Source organism: Geodermatophilus obscurus (assembly GCF_900115395.1).
Classification (GTDB): domain Bacteria; phylum Actinomycetota; class Actinomycetes; order Mycobacteriales; family Geodermatophilaceae; genus Geodermatophilus; species Geodermatophilus obscurus_B.
Map to the genome: position 1 here is coordinate 230,479 of NZ_FOWE01000003.1, position 16,356 is coordinate 246,834.

The 16,356-nt window shown below is 76.8% G+C and carries 14 protein-coding genes; 9 read left to right on the forward strand and 5 right to left on the reverse strand.

Features of this window, described 5'->3' with window-relative positions; all coding sequences use genetic code 11:
• Nucleotides 1–151: 151 nt before the first annotated feature.
• The 9 genes from BM165_RS07135 (at nt 152) to BM165_RS07175 (ending at nt 9,875) form a co-directional block, all read left to right on the forward strand.
• Nucleotides 152–1,303, forward strand: coding sequence for a hypothetical protein (locus BM165_RS07135; RefSeq protein WP_075012829.1), 1,152 nt, complete (start codon nt 152–154; stop codon nt 1,301–1,303).
• Nucleotides 1,304–1,328: 25 nt separating this feature from the next.
• Complete coding sequence (locus BM165_RS07140; protein WP_075012830.1) at nt 1,329–1,826, forward strand: MarR family winged helix-turn-helix transcriptional regulator; 498 nt, start codon at nt 1,329–1,331, stop codon at nt 1,824–1,826.
• 257 nt (nt 1,827–2,083) lie between these two features.
• Nucleotides 2,084–3,574, forward strand: coding sequence for an HAD-IIIA family hydrolase (locus BM165_RS07145; RefSeq protein ID WP_075013081.1), 1,491 nt, complete (start codon nt 2,084–2,086; stop codon nt 3,572–3,574).
• Entirely contained in the window at nt 3,571–4,623 is a 1,053-nt protein-coding gene (locus tag BM165_RS07150) for a glycosyltransferase family 9 protein (RefSeq protein ID WP_075013084.1), read from the forward strand. Before BM165_RS07145 ends, BM165_RS07150 begins: the two co-directional genes overlap by 4 nt.
• Nucleotides 4,620–5,600, forward strand: coding sequence for a glycosyltransferase (locus tag BM165_RS07155; protein WP_075012831.1), 981 nt, complete (start codon nt 4,620–4,622; stop codon nt 5,598–5,600). The genes BM165_RS07150 and BM165_RS07155 overlap by 4 nt, the downstream gene beginning before the upstream one ends.
• Nucleotides 5,597–6,841, forward strand: a complete 1,245-nt coding sequence (locus BM165_RS07160; RefSeq protein WP_177225139.1) for a glycosyltransferase — start codon at nt 5,597–5,599, stop codon at nt 6,839–6,841. The genes BM165_RS07155 and BM165_RS07160 overlap by 4 nt, the downstream gene beginning before the upstream one ends.
• A gap of 20 nt (nt 6,842–6,861) precedes the next feature.
• Nucleotides 6,862–7,527 carry a D-sedoheptulose-7-phosphate isomerase gene (locus BM165_RS07165; RefSeq protein ID WP_244274102.1) on the forward strand — a complete coding sequence of 222 codons (666 nt, stop codon included), beginning with the start codon at nt 6,862–6,864 and terminating at the stop codon, nt 7,525–7,527.
• Nucleotides 7,524–8,903 carry a D-glycero-beta-D-manno-heptose 1-phosphate adenylyltransferase gene (rfaE2, locus tag BM165_RS07170; protein WP_075012832.1) on the forward strand — a complete coding sequence of 460 codons (1,380 nt, stop codon included), beginning with the start codon at nt 7,524–7,526 and terminating at the stop codon, nt 8,901–8,903. The genes BM165_RS07165 and rfaE2 overlap by 4 nt, the downstream gene beginning before the upstream one ends.
• Nucleotides 8,904–8,906: 3 nt before the next feature.
• Nucleotides 8,907–9,875, forward strand: a complete 969-nt coding sequence (locus tag BM165_RS07175) for a glycosyltransferase family 9 protein (protein ID WP_075012833.1) — start codon at nt 8,907–8,909, stop codon at nt 9,873–9,875.
• Here the strand turns inward: BM165_RS07175 and BM165_RS07180 are convergent.
• The 5 genes from BM165_RS07180 to BM165_RS07200 all read right to left on the reverse strand — a co-directional run bounded on the left by BM165_RS07180 (nt 9,866) and on the right by BM165_RS07200 (nt 16,341).
• Nucleotides 9,866–11,479 (reverse strand): VWA domain-containing protein, encoded by a 1,614-nt coding sequence (locus BM165_RS07180; RefSeq protein ID WP_244274103.1) that lies wholly within the window; start codon nt 11,477–11,479, stop codon nt 9,866–9,868. The genes BM165_RS07175 and BM165_RS07180 overlap by 10 nt on opposite strands.
• Nucleotides 11,480–11,632: 153 nt before the next feature.
• Complete coding sequence (locus BM165_RS07185) at nt 11,633–12,610, reverse strand: UDP-glucuronic acid decarboxylase family protein (RefSeq protein ID WP_075012835.1); 978 nt, start codon at nt 12,608–12,610, stop codon at nt 11,633–11,635.
• A 236-nt stretch (nt 12,611–12,846) separates the two neighbouring features.
• Nucleotides 12,847–14,193, reverse strand: a complete 1,347-nt coding sequence (locus BM165_RS07190; protein WP_075012836.1) for an ABC transporter substrate-binding protein — start codon at nt 14,191–14,193, stop codon at nt 12,847–12,849.
• 97 nt (nt 14,194–14,290) lie between these two features.
• Nucleotides 14,291–15,463: a branched-chain amino acid ABC transporter permease gene (locus BM165_RS07195; protein ID WP_244274104.1), complete on the reverse strand. Its 1,173-nt coding sequence runs from the start codon at nt 15,461–15,463 to the stop codon at nt 14,291–14,293.
• On the reverse strand, nt 15,460–16,341 hold the full coding sequence (locus BM165_RS07200) for a branched-chain amino acid ABC transporter permease (protein WP_075012837.1): 882 nt from the start codon (nt 16,339–16,341) through the stop codon (nt 15,460–15,462). The genes BM165_RS07195 and BM165_RS07200 overlap by 4 nt, the downstream gene beginning before the upstream one ends.
• Nucleotides 16,342–16,356: the final 15 nt, after the last annotated feature.

Consider the following 16,356-nt stretch of genomic DNA (forward strand, 5'->3'; position numbering starts at 1 on the left):
ACCCTCCGACACGCCCGGGTCACGACACGCCGCAGCGACCTGACGACGCGCCGTCGCACTGTCGTCGACACGGGGTCACCGGCCGCATCATGGGATCCGCCGTCCCCGGGACCACCGCGAGCGGCGCGCACCACCGCTCGAGGGGGACACCGTGCCGGTCGCGACCTCGCCCGTGCCCGGGCCGGGGCGCGCGCCCCGGGTCCTGCCGGCCGGGCTGGCGCTGCTCACCGCCGTGGCCGGGCTGCTGGCCGGCGGCCTGGTGCTGGCCGGCCCCGCCGCGGCCGCCGACGACCCCGCCCGCCCGGACGCGAGGGTCACCCACGGGCCCAGCTGCCGGCCCGGTGGCGTCGCGGTCGAGGTGACCGCCGGCACCGTCGCCTACGCGGTCACGCTGGCGACCACCCGCTCCCCGGGCGGGGAGGACTCCGCCGAGCTGCAGCCGGGTGAGGTCGCGGTCCTGCGCACCGGGGACGTCGCCTGGGGCGAGCGGATCGACAGCCGCCTGGAGTACGCCGCGCTCGACGGCTCGGGTGACACCCACGTCGACGAGCTCGACGGCTTCGAGTTCACCCGCCCGGCGGAGGAGGACTGCGCGGCGATCGCCTCGCCGTCCGGCGCCGGCGACGCGCCCCCGGCCGGGGTGCCGGAGGCACCGACTTCCGTGGCCCCGGCCGCACCGCCGTCGGCACCCCCGCCCGCGTCCCCGGAGTCCGCGCCGGCGGAGGGGGACCCGGCGCCCGAGCCGGCCCTCCCGTCCGGCGTGGTGCCCGCACCCGAGGTCCTGCCCGTGCCGGCGCCCCGGCGGCCCGCGCCGCGGACCGCGCCTGACGTCCCCGCGGACGGGGTCCCGGCCGACGACACCCGGGCCGACGACACCCCGGCCGACGACGCGCCGGAGGGTGACGTCGTCGCCTCGGCGGGGACGGTGGCCGCCGGCGACGCCGTGACCCTGAGCGGCGACGGCTTCGAGCCGGGCGAGGTGGTCACCGTGCGGGTGGCCGGCGGGCGGGTCCTCGCCTCCGTGCCGGCCGGCGCCGACGGCGCGGTCGAGGCCACCGTGCGGGTCCCGGGCACCGACGGGTCGACGACGCTGGAGATGGTCGGCACCGACTCCGCGGTCACCGCCGAGGTGCGCCTGCGCGTCGCCGCCGCCGCCCGGCCGGCCGACTCCGCCCCGGCGCCCGTCCCGCTGGTCGCGGCCGGCGTGGCACTGGTGCTGAGCGCCACCGGGCTGGTGCTGACCGCGGCCCGCCGGCGCCCGGGCGCGCCCGCCGGACCCACCGGGCCGACCGGGAGCGCCTGAGGCTGACTTCGGTCACGATGGTGCGATGGGCTCCGAGGACGTGCTGGCTCCCGGCGTCCCCACCGACCCGGCGGCGCTCGCCGGGGCCGCACCCCGCGCCGCGGAGACCTGGCTGCGCATCGTGCAGGTGCACGACCGCATCACCCACCGGGTCGACTCCGCGCTGCACCGCGAGCACGACCTCTCCCTCACCGGCTTCGAGGCCCTGCGGCGCATCGCCGAGGCGCCGGGGGAGCGGGCGACGATGAGCGAGGTCGCCGAGGCCCTCGGGCTGTCGCGGGCCGGCGTGACCAGCACGGTCGGCCGGCTGGTCGAGCAGGGTCTGGTCGTGCGCGAGCGGCGCCCGGGCGACCGCCGCCTGCTGCACGCGCGGCTGACCGACGCCGGCCGGGAGCGCACGCGGGCCGCCACGGTCACCCACGACGAGCTCGTCGCCCGCCTGCTCACCCTGCTCGGTGACGACGCCGCCGTGGTCACCGACGCGCTGGCGCGGGTGTCCGCGGCCACCCGCATCCGCCGCTGAGGAAGGACCCCTCTGCCCCCCACCGCGCGCGGGCTCGCGGCGGGGCCCTGCAGAGGGGCCGTTCCAGTACGTCACCTGCCCCCCACCGCTCGCGGGCTCGCGGCGGGGCCCTGCAGAGGGGCCGTTGCAGCACCTCGCCTGCCCCCCACCGCTCGCGGGCTCGCGGCGGGGCCCTGCGGGGGAGCCGACGTGCCACCTTCGGAGGCGCTTCAAGCCCGTAGTGTTTGCGCGCCGACGAGACCGGGCAGGGCGCGATCATGCCCGTGAGCTGCACCGTCGTCGTGCCGACCATCGGCCGGCCGTCGCTCGACGTGCTGCTCGACGCCCTCGCCGCCATGCCCGGCCCCCGCCCGGACGGTCTGGTGGTGGTCGACGACCGCCCCGCCGGGCCCCCGCTGACCGTCGAGCGGCCCGGCCTGCCGCCGGTCCGCGTCGTCCGCACCGGCGGCGGCGGCCCCGCCCGCGCGCGCAACCTCGGCTGGCGCACCGCCCGCACCGAGTGGATCGCCTTCCTCGACGACGACGTCGTCCCCGACCCCGACTGGTACCAGCGGCTGGCCGCCGACCTCGCCGGCCTGCCCGCCGACGTGGCCGGCAGCCAGGGCCGGGTGCGGGTGCCGCTGCCGGAGGACCGCCGGCCCACCGACTGGGAGCGCGGCACCGCGGGCCTGGCCACCAGCGCCTGGATCACCGCCGACCTCGCCTACCGCCGCGCCGCGCTGGCCGCCGTCGGCGGGTTCGACGAGCGCTTCCCCCGGGCCTTCCGCGAGGACTCCGACCTCGCGCTGCGGGTCATGGACACCGGCGCGCGGCTGGTCCGCGGTGACCGGTGGATCACCCACCCGGTCCGCCCGGTCGACCGCTGGGTCAGCGTCCGCGTGCAGGCCGGCAACGCCGACGACGTCCTGATGCGCCGGCTGCACGGGCCCGGCTGGCGGGACCGGGCGGAGGCCGCGCTCGGCCGCCGTCCGCAGCACCTCGCCGTCACGGCGGCCGGGCTGGCCGCCCTGGGCCTGGCCGCCGCCCGCCGGCCCCGTCCGGCGCTCGCCGCCGCGCTGGCCTGGGCCGCCGGCACCGCCGAGTTCGCCTGGGCACGCATCGCCCCGGGCCCGCGCGAGCGCGCCGAGGTGTCCACCATGGCGCTCACCAGCGCCGCCATCCCGCCGCTGGCCACCTGGCACTGGCTGCGCGGCGTCGTCACCCACCGCCGGGTGACCCCGTGGCGCGGCCTGCCCGACCTCGTGCTCTTCGACCGCGACGGAACGCTGGTGCGCGACTTCCCGTACAACGGCGACCCGGAGCTCGTGAAGCCGGTGCCGGGGGCGCGGGAGGCGGTCGACGCTCTCCGCGCCCGCGGCGTCCGGGTCGGGGTGGTGAGCAACCAGTCCGGCGTGGCCCGCGGGATCATCACCCGGGAGCAGGTCGACGCCTGCATGGCGCGGCTCGACGAGCTGCTCGGGCCCTTCGACACCGTGCAGGTCTGCCCGCACGGCCCCGACGACGGCTGCAGCTGCCGCAAGCCCGCACCCGGCATGGTCAAGGCCGCCTGCGCCGAGCTCGACGTCGACCCCGCGCGCACCGTGGTCGTCGGCGACATCGGTGCCGACGTCGAGGCCGCCGCGGCCGCCGGGGCGAGCGGGATCCTGGTGCCCACCCCGGTGACGCGGCGGCAGGAGGTCGCCGCCGCGCCCCGCCGGGCGGCCACCCTGTCCGCCGCGGTGGGCGACGTCCTGGCCGGCCGGTGGTGACCGGCCGCCGGGGCACGGTCCTCGTCGCCCGGCTCGACAACGCCGGCGACGTCCTCCTGCAGGGCCCGCTGGTGCGCGCCGTCGCCCACGGCGCCGAGCGGGTCGTGTTCCTCGCCGGGCCGGCCGGCGCCGAGGCCGCCGCCCTGCTGCCCGGCGTCGACGAGGTCTGGACCTGGGCCTGCCCCTGGATCCTGGGCGACCCGCCGCCGGTCGACGCCGCCGACCTCGCCGCGCTCACCGATCGCGTGCGGGCGCTGGCGCCCGACGAGGCGGTGGTCAGCACGTCGTTCCACCAGTCGCCGCTGCCGCTCGCGCTGCTGCTGCGCACCGCCGGGGTGCCCCGGATCAGCGCCACCAGCGTCGACTACCCCGGCTCGCTGCTCGACGTCCGGCACCGGAACGGGCCCGACGACGAGGCGGACCTGCCCGAGCCCGAGCGGGCGCTGGCGCTGGCCCGCGCCGCCGGGTTCGACCTGCCCGACGGCGACGACGGCCGGCTCGCCGTCCGCCGCCCGCTGCCGGCCGTCCCGCACGAGCCGGGCCACTGGGCGGCCGGCGGTCTCGAGCCCGGCTACGTCGTGCTGCACCCCGGCGCGTCGGTCCCCGCCCGCGCCTGGCCCGCGGAGCGCTGCGCCGAGGCGGTCGAGGCGCTCGCCGACGCCGGCCACCGGGTGCTGGTCACCGGCGGGCCGGGGGAGCGGGACCTCACCGCCGCCGTCGCCGGCCGCCGCGGCGTCGACCTCGGCGGGGCCACCTCCCTCGCGGAGATGGCCGCCCTGCTCGACGGCGCAGCGGCCGTCGTCGTCGGCAACACCGGCCCGGCGCACCTGGCCGCCGCCGTCGGCACGCCGGTCGTGTCGCTGTTCAGCCCGGTCGTGCCCGCGGCCCGGTGGGCGCCGCACGGCGTCCCCACCGTGCTGCTCGGCGACCAGGACGCCCCCTGCCGGCTCACCCGGGCGCGCGAGTGCCCGGTGCCCGGCCACCCCTGCCTGACGTCGGTGACCGCCGACGACGTCGTCGCGGCGGTCGGGAAGCTGGTGAGCGCGTGAGGGTCCTGCTCTGGCACGTGCACGGCTCCTGGACGACGGCGTTCGTCCAGGGCCGGCACGAGTACCTGCTGCCCGTGGTCCCCGGCCGGGGCCCCGACGGGCTGGGCCGCGCCCGCACGTGGGACTGGCCGGCGTCGGCCCGCGAGGTGACGCCGGAGCAACTGCGCGACGAGCACGTCGACGTCGTGGTGCTGCAGCGGGTGCGCGACCTGGAGCTGGTGCGCGAGTGGCTGGGCCGCGAGCCCGGGCGCGACCTGCCCGCCGTCTTCCTCGAGCACAACGCGCCGGGGCTCGAGCCCGGGGACGGCCCGGTGCCGCACACCCGCCACCCGCTGGCCGACCGCGACGACGTCCCGATCGCGCACGTCACGCACTTCAACCGGCTCTTCTACGACAACGGCCGCGCGCCGACGACGGTCATCGAGCACGGGATCGTCGACCCCGGCGAGCGCTGGACCGGCGAGCTGGCCCGCGCCGCCGTCGTCACCAACGAGCCGGTCCGCCGCGGCCGCACGGTGGGCGCCGACCTGCTGCCCGGGCTGGCCGCGGTGGCCCCGGTCGACGTCTTCGGCATGGGCCTGGCCGGGCTGCACGAGGCGCACGGCCTCGACCCCGCACGGGTGACCCTGCACGACGACCCGCCGCAGGCGGCCATGCACGCCGAGCTCGCCCGCCGCCGCGTCTACGTCCACCCGGTGCGGTGGACGTCGCTGGGCCTGTCGCTGCTCGAGGCGATGCACCTGGGCATGCCGGTGGTCGCGCTGGCCACCACCGAGGTCGTGGAGGCGGTGCCCGCCGACGCCGGTGTCGTCTCCACCCGGCCCGAGGTGCTGTGGGACGCCGTCGCCACCTACCTGCACGACGAGGACGCCGCCCGGCTGGCCGGCAAGGCGGCGCGGGCCGCCGCGCTGGGGCGCTACGGGCTCCCCCGGTTCCTCTCCGACTGGGACGCCCTGCTCGAGGAGGTCACCCGATGAGGACGCACCGCACCAGCGGCCCGCCGCTGCGCGTCGACCTGGTCAGCGAACACGCCTCGCCGCTGGCCGCGATCGGCGGCGTCGACGCCGGCGGCCAGAACGTGCACGTCGCGGCGCTGGCCGCCGGGCTGGCCGCCCGCGGCCACGAGGTCACCGTGCACACCCGCCGCGACGACCCGGACCTGCCCGACGAGGTGGTCACCCTCGACGGCTACGTCGTCAGCCACGTCACCGCGGGACCCGCGCGGGTGCTGCCGAAGGACGACCTGCTCGCGCACGTGCCGGCGCTGGCGGCGGGGCTGCGCGCCCGCTGGGCGGTGGCGCCGCCCGACGTCGTCCACGCGCACTTCTGGATGAGCGGGCTGGCCGCGGTCGAGGCCGCCGGCAGCCTGCTCGCCCCGGTGCCGGTGCTGCAGACCTTCCACGCCCTCGGCTCGGTCAAGCGCCGTCACCAGGGCGACGCCGACACCTCACCGCCCCAGCGCGTGGAACTCGAGCGCGGCCTGTGCGCGGCCGTCGGCCACGTGGTCGCCACCTGCAGCGACGAGGTGTTCGAGCTGCGCCGGCTGGGGCTGTCCCGCGACCGCGTCTCGATCGTGCCGTGCGGCGTCGACACCACGGTGTTCACCCCGCGCGGGCCCGTGGCGCCGCGTACCGGCCGGCCGCGGCTGCTGGTGCTCGGGCGGCTGGTCGAGCGCAAGGGCCAGGAGGACGCCGTCCGCGCGCTGGCCGCCGTCCCCGACGCCGAGCTGGTGGTCGTCGGCGGGCCGCCGGCCGGTGCCGTCGACGCCGACCCCGAGGTCCGCCGCCTGCGCGCCGTCGCGGCGTCCCTCGGCGTGGCCGACCGGCTGGTGTTCGCCGGGTCGGTCGGCCGGGCCGACGTCCCCGCGTGGATCCGCTCGGCCGACGTCGTGCTCGCCGTGCCCTGGTACGAGCCGTTCGGCATCACCCCGCTGGAGGCCATGGCCTGCGGCCGCCCGGTGGTCGCCACCGCCGTCGGCGGCCTGCAGGACTCCGTCGCCGACGGCGTCACCGGCGACCTCGTGCCGCCCCGCGACCCGGCCCGCCTCGGCGAGGTGCTCGCCGCGCTGCTGGCCGACGACGCCCGCCGCGCCGCCTACGGGGCGGCCGGTGTGCGGCGCGCCCGCGCCCGCTACCGGTGGGCCCGCGTGGCCGCCGACACCGAGGCCGTCTACCGGCAGGTCCTGTCCACCCGGCGTCCCGTCGAGGCCGTCCGATGAGCGCCCCTGGAGGTCGCCCCGTGAGTGTCGCTCCCCATTCCGCCGGCGAGGTCGTCTCGCCCGACTCCTGCACCCACCTCACCGGCCGCGACCACGTCGCGTCCCTGAACGCGGCGCTGCGCAGCCTCGACGCGGCGGTCGACACCCTCGACCGCTGGGGCCGGCTGCTGGCCGACGTCCTGTGCGGGGACGAGCGCGGGCGGCTGCTGGCCGCGGGCAACGGCGGCAGCGCGGCGCAGGCGCAGCACCTCACCGCCGAGCTGGTGGGCCGCTACCGCGCCGACCGGCCGCCCTTCTCCGCGATCTGCCTGACCGCCGAGACCTCCTCGCTCACCGCGATCGCCAACGACTACCCGGCCGACGAGCTGTTCGCCAGGCAGGTCGAGGCGCACGGCCGGGCCGGGGACGTCCTGGTCCTGCTGTCGACGTCGGGCCGCAGCCCCAACGCGGTCACCGCCGCCCGCCGCGCCCGCGAGTGCGGCATCACCGTGCTGTCGATGACCGGCCCGGCACCCAACCCGCTGGCCGCCGCCTCCGACGAGGCGGTGTGCATCGACTCCCCGTGGACGGCGACGGTGCAGGAATGCCACCTCGTCGCCCTGCACCTGCTGTGCGCGGCGTTCGACGCCGCGGTGCTGGCCGAGCCGGCGCGGGTGCCTCGGTCGCGCCTCGGGGTCGCCGGGTGAGCGCCGGACCGGTCGTCGTCGTCGGCGACGCACTGCTCGACGTCGACCTGGTGGGCACCGCGTCCCGGCTCACCCCGGACGCGCCCGTGCCCGTCGTCGAGGACCTCGAGACCCGCGAGCGCCCCGGCGGCGCCGCCCTCGCCGCGGTCATCGCGGCGCAGGCCACCCGCCGCGAGGTGGTGCTCGTCGCCCCGCTCGCCGACGACGACGGCGCCGCGCGGCTGCGGGCGCTGCTGGACGGGCGGGTCAGGCTGGTCGCCGTCCCGGCCACCGGCGGCACCGCGGTCAAGCAGCGGGTACGCGTCGGTGACCACTCGGTGGTCCGCCTCGACAGCGGCGCGCCCGCGGTGACCCTGGGCGGGCTGCCGGCCGAGGCGCTCGAGGCGATCCGCGGCGCGGCCGCCGTGCTCGTCGCCGACTACGGGCGCGGCACGACCTCCGACCCCGCCGTGCGGGCCGCGCTGGCCGGCGCCGGCGGGCCGGTCGTCTGGGACCCCCACCCGCGCGGCGCCGACCCGGTGCCCTCGGTGCGGCTGGTCACGCCCAACGCCGCCGAGGCCGCCCGGGTGGCCGCCGCGGCCGGTGTCACCGCCGACGGCGACGGCCTGGCCGCCGTCGGCGCCCGGGCCGAGGGGCTGATCCGGCACTGGGGCGTCGGCGCGGTCGCGGTCACCCTCGGCGCGCGGGGCGCGCTGCTGTCCTACGGCGAGGGCGCGCCGATGGTCGTGCCCGCGGTGCCGGTGACCGGCGGGGACCCCTGCGGTGCGGGCGACTCCTTCGCCGCCGCGGCGACGCTCGCCCTCGCCGACGGCGCGGTGACCGGCGAGGCGGTGGCGGCCGCGGTCGGGTTCGCCGGGCGCTTCGTCGCCGCCGGCGGGGCGTCGGCGTGGGACGCGCCCGCCGTCCGGGAGCCGGACGTGGCGGCCGAGGACGGCGTCTCCGCGCTGCTCGCCCGCGTCCGCGCCACCGGCGGCACCGTGGTGGCCACCGGCGGGTGCTTCGACCTGCTGCACCCCGGCCACGTGGCCACGCTGCGCGCCGCCCGCGGGCTGGGCGACTGCCTGGTCGTGTGCATCAACTCCGACGACTCGGTGCGCCGGCTCAAGGGCCCCACCCGGCCGCTGGTCACCGCCCCCGACCGGGCGCGCGTGCTCGAGGCGCTGGAGTTCGTCGACGCCGTCGTGGTGTTCGACGAGGACACCCCCGTCGAGGTGCTCGACCGGCTGCGGCCCGACGTGTGGGCCAAGGGCGGCGACTACGCCGGCGCGGACCTGCCCGAGGCCGCGGTGCTGCGCCGGTGGGGCGGGCAGGCCGTCGTGCTGCCCTACCTCGACGGCCACTCGACCACCGCCCTGGTCCAGCGCTCCCGGGTCTAGGCCGTGCACTTCCGCGGAAGTGCACAGGAGGGCCGGCCGGTCGCGGTCGTCCTGCGGCCGCTGGGGCTCGGTGACCTGCTCACCGGCGTCCCGGCGATCCGGGCGGTGCGTGCGGCGGTCCCGGACCACCGGCTGGTCCTGGCGACGACGGCCGCGCTGGCGCCGCTGGCCGGCCTGGTCGACGCCGTCGACGACGTGCTGCCCGCGCGCGAGCTCGAGCCGCTCGACTGGGACCGGCCGCCGCCGGAGCTCGCCGTCGACCTGCACGGGAAGGGGCCGGCGTCGCACGTCGTCGTCGCCGGCCTGCACCCGGGGCGGCTGCTGACCTTCGCCGGCCCCGGCTGGCCGGGCCCGACCTGGCACCCCGACGAGCACGAGGTGCGCCGCTGGTGCCGGCTGGTGTCCGAGGGCCTGGGGATCGACGCCGACCCCGACGCGCTCGACCTCGCCGTCCCGGCCGTGCCGCCGCCGGTGACCGGCGCCGCGCTCGTTCACCCCGGTGCGGCCTTCCCCGGCCGGCGCTGGCCGCCGGAGCGCTTCGCCGCGGTCGCCCGGGAGCTGGCCGACGCGGGACACGACGTCCGGATCACCGGCGGGCCGGCCGAGCGCGACCTGGCCGCCGCCGTGGCCCGTGGCGCCGGCCTGCCCGACGACGCCGTGCTCGCCGGGCGCACCTCCACGCTCGAGCTGGCCGCCACCGTCGCCGCCGCACGCGTGGTGGTCAGCGGCGACACCGGGGTGGCCCACCTGGCGACCGCCTACCGCCGTCCCTCGGTGGTCCTGTTCGGGCCGGTGTCCCCGGCGCTGTGGGGCCCGCCGGCACGGACCGGCGCGCACGGACCCCTGCACGTCGTCCTGTGGCACGGCGACGGCACCGGCGACCCCTGGGGCACCGAGCTCGACCCCGCTCTCGCCCGGATCACCGTCGAGGAGGTGGCCGCGGCCCTCGAGGGGCTGCGCGCCTACCTCTGACGCAGCGCGTCGAAGAGGACGTCCTGCAGGTCGGTGGGGTCGACCGCGGAGTACGCCGCGCCGCCGGTGGCGTCCCCGATCTGCTGGAGCGCGGTGATGTCGGCGTCCGGACCCAGGGCCACGCCGATCACCTTGACCGGCCGCTGGGGGTCGGCCTCGGCGGCCAGCGCCTGCAGCAACTCGTCGAGGCCGATGCCGCTGGCGTCCTCGTTGGTGCCGTCGGTGACGATGACGACGCTGCTGACGGCCTCGGGGTCGTACTGCTCCTGCGCCGAGCGGAAGGCGGCCAGCGTGGTGTCGTACAGGCCCGTGCCACCGGGGTCGAGCCGGTCGGGGATGGTCTCGAGCTCGCGGTCGAGCAGCTCGCGCTGGGTGGAGCCGTCGACCTCGTCGGTGAGCGTGCGGATCGGTGCCAGCTCCTGCCAGTCCTGCTCGCCCTCCAGCTGGTGGGCGAAGACCCACAGCCCGATCGACGACGTCCCGGGGATGAGGGTCAGCGCGCTGCGGGCGGCGTCGCGGGCGAGCGTGGCACGGGTGCCGTCACCGGCGGGCGCCTCCATCGAGGCGGAGACGTCGATGACGGTGAGCAGCCGGGAGGGGGCGGCCAGCCGGCTCAGCTCGCCGAGCAGGGCCTGCACGCCCTCCGGGTCGACCTCCAGCGCCTCGGGTGCCTCCTCCTGCACGCCGGGGCCGGGCTCGGTCGGCGCCGTGCCCTCGGCGTCGCGGAAGCCGGCGTCCAGGACGGCGGTGCGCGCGGTGGCGGAGGTCAGGGTCCGGACGACGGCGTCGACGGCGGCGCGGTCGTCGTCGGCGGGGGAGCCCACCCGCAGCACCGGGTAGTCCAGCTGCGGGGAGCCCTCCGCGGGGTAGACGGCGACGAGCTGCGACTCCGGGGCGAGGCGGTTGGCCGTGATGACCTCCTGCTCGCTGATCGGCACGAGCGGGGCCTCGACGTCGTTGCGGGCGGCGGCCCCGAGCGCCTCGGCCGGGGTGGTCGCCGGCCCTCGGCGGGCGGCCAGCACGGCCTGGACGACGGCGTTGTCGGCCTGGTCGCCACCCCCCAGCGAGGTCTGCACGGCGGCCAGTGCGGACACGCCCTCGGCGCTCGCGGCGAGGTCGGGGACGGCGATCGGGCGCTCGCCGCTCAGGGCCGCGCGCCAGTCCGGCGGCGAGGCGGTCCAGCCCAGCGCGTCGGCGGCGGCGCGGCTGGTGCCCAGCACGACCGGCGAGGTGGCCATCGAGCCGGACGCGTCGAGGTCGGCGTCGCCGGCGCGGACGGTCCACAGCGAGCTGTCGGGCACCCACACGTGCGGCAGCGCGCTGCCCTCGAGGGCGGAGAGGTCGCCGACGGTCTGCAGCGGCTCCTGCGCGGTCACCTCGGCCACGGCGCAGGCACCGCCACCGAGGTCCTGCGGCTCGTCGAGCAGCTGCTGCGCCACCGCACCGAGCTCCGGGGCGACGGCGACCCGGACGGTGCGGTTCTCCTCGCAGTCGCTCCCGCCCGACCCGGCGGCCAGCCACCAGACCAGCCCGCCGGCCACCAGTGCGAGCACCACGAGGGCGACGAGCAGGGCGACGGGTGCGGGACGTTGGGTGCGGCGCACGGTGCTCGTGTCGGCGTGGCGGCCCATTGCTCGCTCTCGGTCAGTGTCCGGTTCCTCGGCGTGCCCTCCGACCGCCGGTCCCCAATGTAGATGCGAAGCGGGCCACCGTGTGGGCGGGTCGGCCACACGGGCCGGAGCGGACCTGCGCGCCGGTCAGCCGGCCTGGGCCGCGACCGTCCTCCGCCGCTCGGCGAACCAGGAGACGGTGCGCCGCAGCCCCTCCTCCGAGGCGACGACCGGCTGCCACCCCAGCAGCTCCTGCGCCCGGCGGGTGTCGGGACGGCGGACCTTCGGGTCGTCGACGGGCAGGTCGATGAACTCGATGCCCGAGGAGGAACCGGTCAGCTCGATGACCCACTCGGCCAGCCGCAGCATGGACAGCTCGTCGGGGTTGCCGATGTTGACCGGCCCCGGCTGGTCGGAGCAGGCCATCGCGAGGATGCCGCGCACCGTGTCGTCGACGTAGCAGATGGACCGGGTCTGCGAGCCGTCCCCGGCGACGGTGAGCGGCCGCCCGTCCAGCGCCTGGCCGACGAAGGCGGGGATGGCGCGGCCGTCGTCGGCGCGCATCCGCGGGCCGTAGGTGTTGAAGATCCGGACGATGCCGGTGTCGGTGCCCTTCGACGTCCGGTAGGCCGTCGTCATCGCCTCGCTGAAGCGCTTGGCCTCGTCGTAGACCCCGCGCGGGCCGACCGGGTTGACGTTGCCCCAGTACTCCTCGGGCTGTGGGTGCACCAGCGGGTCGCCGTAGACCTCCGACGTCGAGGCCAGCACGTACCGGGCCCCCTTCTCGTGGGCCAGGCCCAGGGTGTGCAGCGTGCCGAGGCTGCCGACCTTGAGGGTCTCGATCGGCATCCTCAGGTAGTCCAGCGGGCTGGCCGGCGAGGCGAAGTGCAGGACCAGGTCGACCGGGCCGGGCACGTGCACGTAGTCGGTGACGTCGCAGCGCACCAGCCGGAAGCCGGGGTGCTCCATCAGGTGGACGACGTTCTCCGCCGAGCCGGTGAGGAAGTTGTCCAGGCAGACCACCTCGACGCCGCGCTCCAGCAGGTGCTCGCAGAGGTGCGAGCCGAGGAAACCGGCACCGCCGGTCACCACCGCCCGCCGGATCGTCCGTGCCGCCTGCACCATCTCCGCTCCCGTCGCACCAGTCCCGCACCGGCGCGGGACACGGAGCGGCCCTACCCGGAGATCATCGGCCGACACTCAGCCGGTGAAGTGTCCTCGTCCGCGTCACCCGGGACGGCGAACGGGCCGCCGGCTCCCGAGGGGGAACCGGCGGCCCGTTCAGCAGGAGCCTGGGAACGGCCCCCTCGCAGGACCCCGCCCCGAGCGACAGCGAGGGGTGGGGGCGAGGGGATCCTTCCTCAGTTGATCGGCTCCTCGTCCGGGACGCCGCTCTCGGGGGGAGTGGTGGCCTCGCGGTCGAGCTCCTCGATCTCGGCGTCGCCGTTGTCGGTGACCAGCACCGGCGTCAGGTCCTCGGCCGTGGTCCCGGTGATGCGGCTGACCAGCATGCCGCTGTAGCCGGCGTGCTTGTCCTCCGAGTACCGGAAGGGCGCGAAGCCCGGGCCCTCCCACTCGGAGCCGGCCTGCTCCACGGCGGCGACCAGGTCGTCACGCGTCGGGTTCTGGCCGGCGGACTGCAGGGCCTGGACCATCGTGTAGGCCTGCGACATGCCGTAGGCGCGGAAGTTGGTGAGCTCGCCCTCCTGGCCGGACTCCTCCCACGCCCGCTGCCACAGCTGCGTCCACGGGTTGTCGGGGGTGTCCACGCCCGGGATGTACTCGGTGGTCAGGACGCCGTCGAGCAGGCTGGCGTCGCTCACCTGGCCCTCGGAGAAGCGGGCCAGCAGCGCGCCGACCAGCGCCGGGTCCGACCCGACGTTCGAGTAGAACCACTGCGGGTCGTAGCCCAGCTGCAGTGCGGTCAGCTGCGACAGCGCCGTGTAGCTCGGCACGTTGAAGCCCAGGACGAGGTCGGCGCCGGCCGCCTGTAGCGCGGAGATCTGCGGGCGGACGTCGGTGTTGCCGGGGACGTAGGTCTGCTCTTCGACGATCTGGTCCTCGAGGAACTGGCGGGCGCCGGCCGCGCCGTCCTCGCCGAAGTCGTCGCCCTGCAGGAACAGGCCGACCTTGGCGTCGGGGAAGTTCTCGGCCACGTACTGGCCGATGATCTTGCCCTCGATCTCGTAGTCGGGCTGCCAGCCGAAGGTGTAGGGCTTCTCCTCCGGGTCGTCCCACAGCCGCGAGCCCGAGGCCACGAACAAGTCGGGCACGCCCTCGCTGTTGAGGAAGTCGGTGACGGCGTTGTGCGTCGGCGTCCCGAGGCCACCCATGATCGCGAACACCTCGTCCTCGAGGACGAGCTGGTTGACGATCTGGCTGGTGTTGGTCGGGTTGTACGCGTCGTCGCGGTAGGTGAACTCGATCTGCCGGCCGTTGACGCCCCCGTTGGCGTTGACGAAGTCGAAGTAGGCCTGGACGCCGGTCGGGATCTCGCTGTAGCCGGGCGCCGCGACGCCGGTCAGCGGGTAGTGCGCACCGAGCTTGATGGTGTCCTCGGTGATGCCGACGTCGGAGGCCTCGTTCTCCTCGCTGCCGCCGCCGCCGCCACCACCGCCGCCGGAGTCACCGCCGCCGCACGCGGCGAGGGTGGTGGCGACGGTCGCGGCAGCGACGAAGCTGACGAGGCGTCGTGAGGATCGTGTCAAGGGGTCTCCTCTGGATGGACCCGGGCACCTGTGCCCGGGGGCTCTGGGGTGGGTGGGGGCTGGGGTCGGCGGGGACGCGGCCGGGGAGCCCGGCTGGTCACCTCGTGGTGCCGCCGGCGGCCCGCCGGGCGCGCTGCTTCATCCAGGCGAGCCGGATGGACCCGACCAGGCCGGCGGGGGCGAAGAGCATGACCAGCACGAGGATCACGCCGTAGACGACGTAGGAGATCTCGGCGGCCTGCGCGGCGTCCATGTCCAGCGACTCGCCGGCGTCCCGCAGCACGCGCGGCAGGAAGACCAGCAGCGCCGCCCCGATCAGAGCCCCCAGCAGGCTGCCCAGTCCGCCGATGACGATGGCCGTGAGCAGGGACAGCGACAGGACGATGGTGAAGCCGGTCGGTGCAGTCAGCCGGACGACGAGAGCCAGGACCGCCCCGGCCAGGCCCGCGGCGGCGGCGCTGACCACGAACGCGAGCACCCGCCACCGGCCGAGGTCGATGCCGGCGAGCTCGGCGGCGACCTCCTGGTCGCGCACGGCACGCCAGGTGCGCCCCACCCGGCTGCGCATGAGGTTGGCCAGCAGGAAGTAGGTGATCAGCAGGCAGGCGACGCTGATGTAGGCGATCCACTTGACGCCGGAGGGGGAGCCGCCGGACAGGCTGCGGATGACGTCGGTGAACCACTCCGGGCGGTCGGGTGAGGACACCGTCAGGCCCTGCTCACCCCCGAGGAAGCTCCGGTAGTACAGCGCGAGACCGGGCAGGCCGACCGCCAGTGCCAGCGTCGCACCGGCCAGGTACGGCCCGTGCAGCCGCGCCGCGGCGACGCCGACGATCGCGCCGACGAGCGACGTCAGCGCGACCGCGGCGAGGAACACGACGACGAGAGGCAGCGGCTCCTCGGCGTCGAGCAGCAGTGCGGTGGTGTACGCGCCCACCGCCATGAGCGCGCCGTGGCCCAGCGAGATCTGCCCGTTGAGGCCGGTCAGCACGGTCAGCCCACCGGCGGCGATCGCGTAGAAGGCGACGTAGCCGACCTGCGCGTTGAAGCCGAGGTCGGTGGTCTCGAGCAGCACCACCGCGCCGACGGCGCAGAGGACCAGCACGAGCAGGTGCCGCAGCAGGGTGTTCCGCGGCAGGAACGTGCGGCCCCCGGCGGCCTGCGCGGAGCTGGCGTTGCTCGCGGCGGTGGCCGTGCTCGGCGCGTCGGAGGTGGCCGCGCCGGCGGTGGGGGAGGAGGCCGGGGTCTGCAGGTCGCTCACGGCGGTCACGCCCTCCGCGTCTGGGTCGTCGAGAAGAGTCCACCGGGCCGGACGAGCAGGACCACCACGAGGATGACCAGCGCGGCCATGCCGGTCAGCGTGTCACTGAAGTAGCCGCGCACGTAGCTGAGGGCCAGCCCCAGCAGCAGCCCGCCGACGACGGCGCCGATCGGGGAGTCGAGGCCGCCCAGGACGGCGGCGACGAAGCCGAACACGATCAGCGAGTCCATGAACGTCGGCGCCACGAAGGTGACCTCCGCGGCGATGAGCATCCCGGCCAGCGACCCGACCACGGCGGCCAGCGCCCAGCCGAGGGTCAGCATCCGGCCCACCCGCACGCCGAGCAGCCGGGCGACCTCCTGGCCGAAGGCCGAGGCGCGCATCGCCAGCCCGACGCGGGTGAAGCGGAACAGGGCGACGAGCCCGGCCATCACCAGCAGCACCGCGCCGAGGGTGAACAGGGTGTTGGGGCTCAGCGCCAGGTTGGAGTCGCCGACGGTGAAGCCGATGGTGGAGAAGGGCGCCACGAACGCGCGCTGGTTCACGCCGAAGAGCACCGAGATCAGCGCCTGGATGGCGATGAACAGGCCGAGGGTGACGATGACCGCGTTGAGCTCCGGCCCGCCCTCGACCGGCCGGATCACCAGCCGCTCGATCACGGCGCCGAGGACCAGTCCGGCGAGCAGCGCGACCACGAGGCCGACCCAGTAGGACTGCCCGGACTCGATGAGGGACAGGGCGATGAAGGTCGTGAGGGCACCCATGGCGCCCTGCGCGAAGTTGACGATCCGGGTGGACCGCCAGATCAGCACCAGGGCGAGGGCGAAGGCCGCGTAGACCGCACCGGTGATCACCCCGCCGAGGGTGAGGTTGATGAACTCGCGCACGTGGAGGTCGCCTTC

What these genes read in the sequence shown, in the direction of transcription:
- BM165_RS07140 (WP_075012830.1), top strand. Translation starts at nt 1,329, where the DNA reads ATGGGCTCCGAGGACGTGCTGGCTCCCGGCGTCCCCACCGACCCGGCG.
- BM165_RS07145 (WP_075013081.1), top strand. Translation starts at nt 2,084, where the DNA reads ATGCCCGTGAGCTGCACCGTCGTCGTGCCGACCATCGGCCGGCCGTCG.
- BM165_RS07160 (WP_177225139.1), top strand. Translation starts at nt 5,597, where the DNA reads ATGAGGACGCACCGCACCAGCGGCCCGCCGCTGCGCGTCGACCTGGTC.
- BM165_RS07185 (WP_075012835.1), bottom strand. Translation starts at nt 12,610, where the DNA reads ATGGTGCAGGCGGCACGGACGATCCGGCGGGCGGTGGTGACCGGCGGT.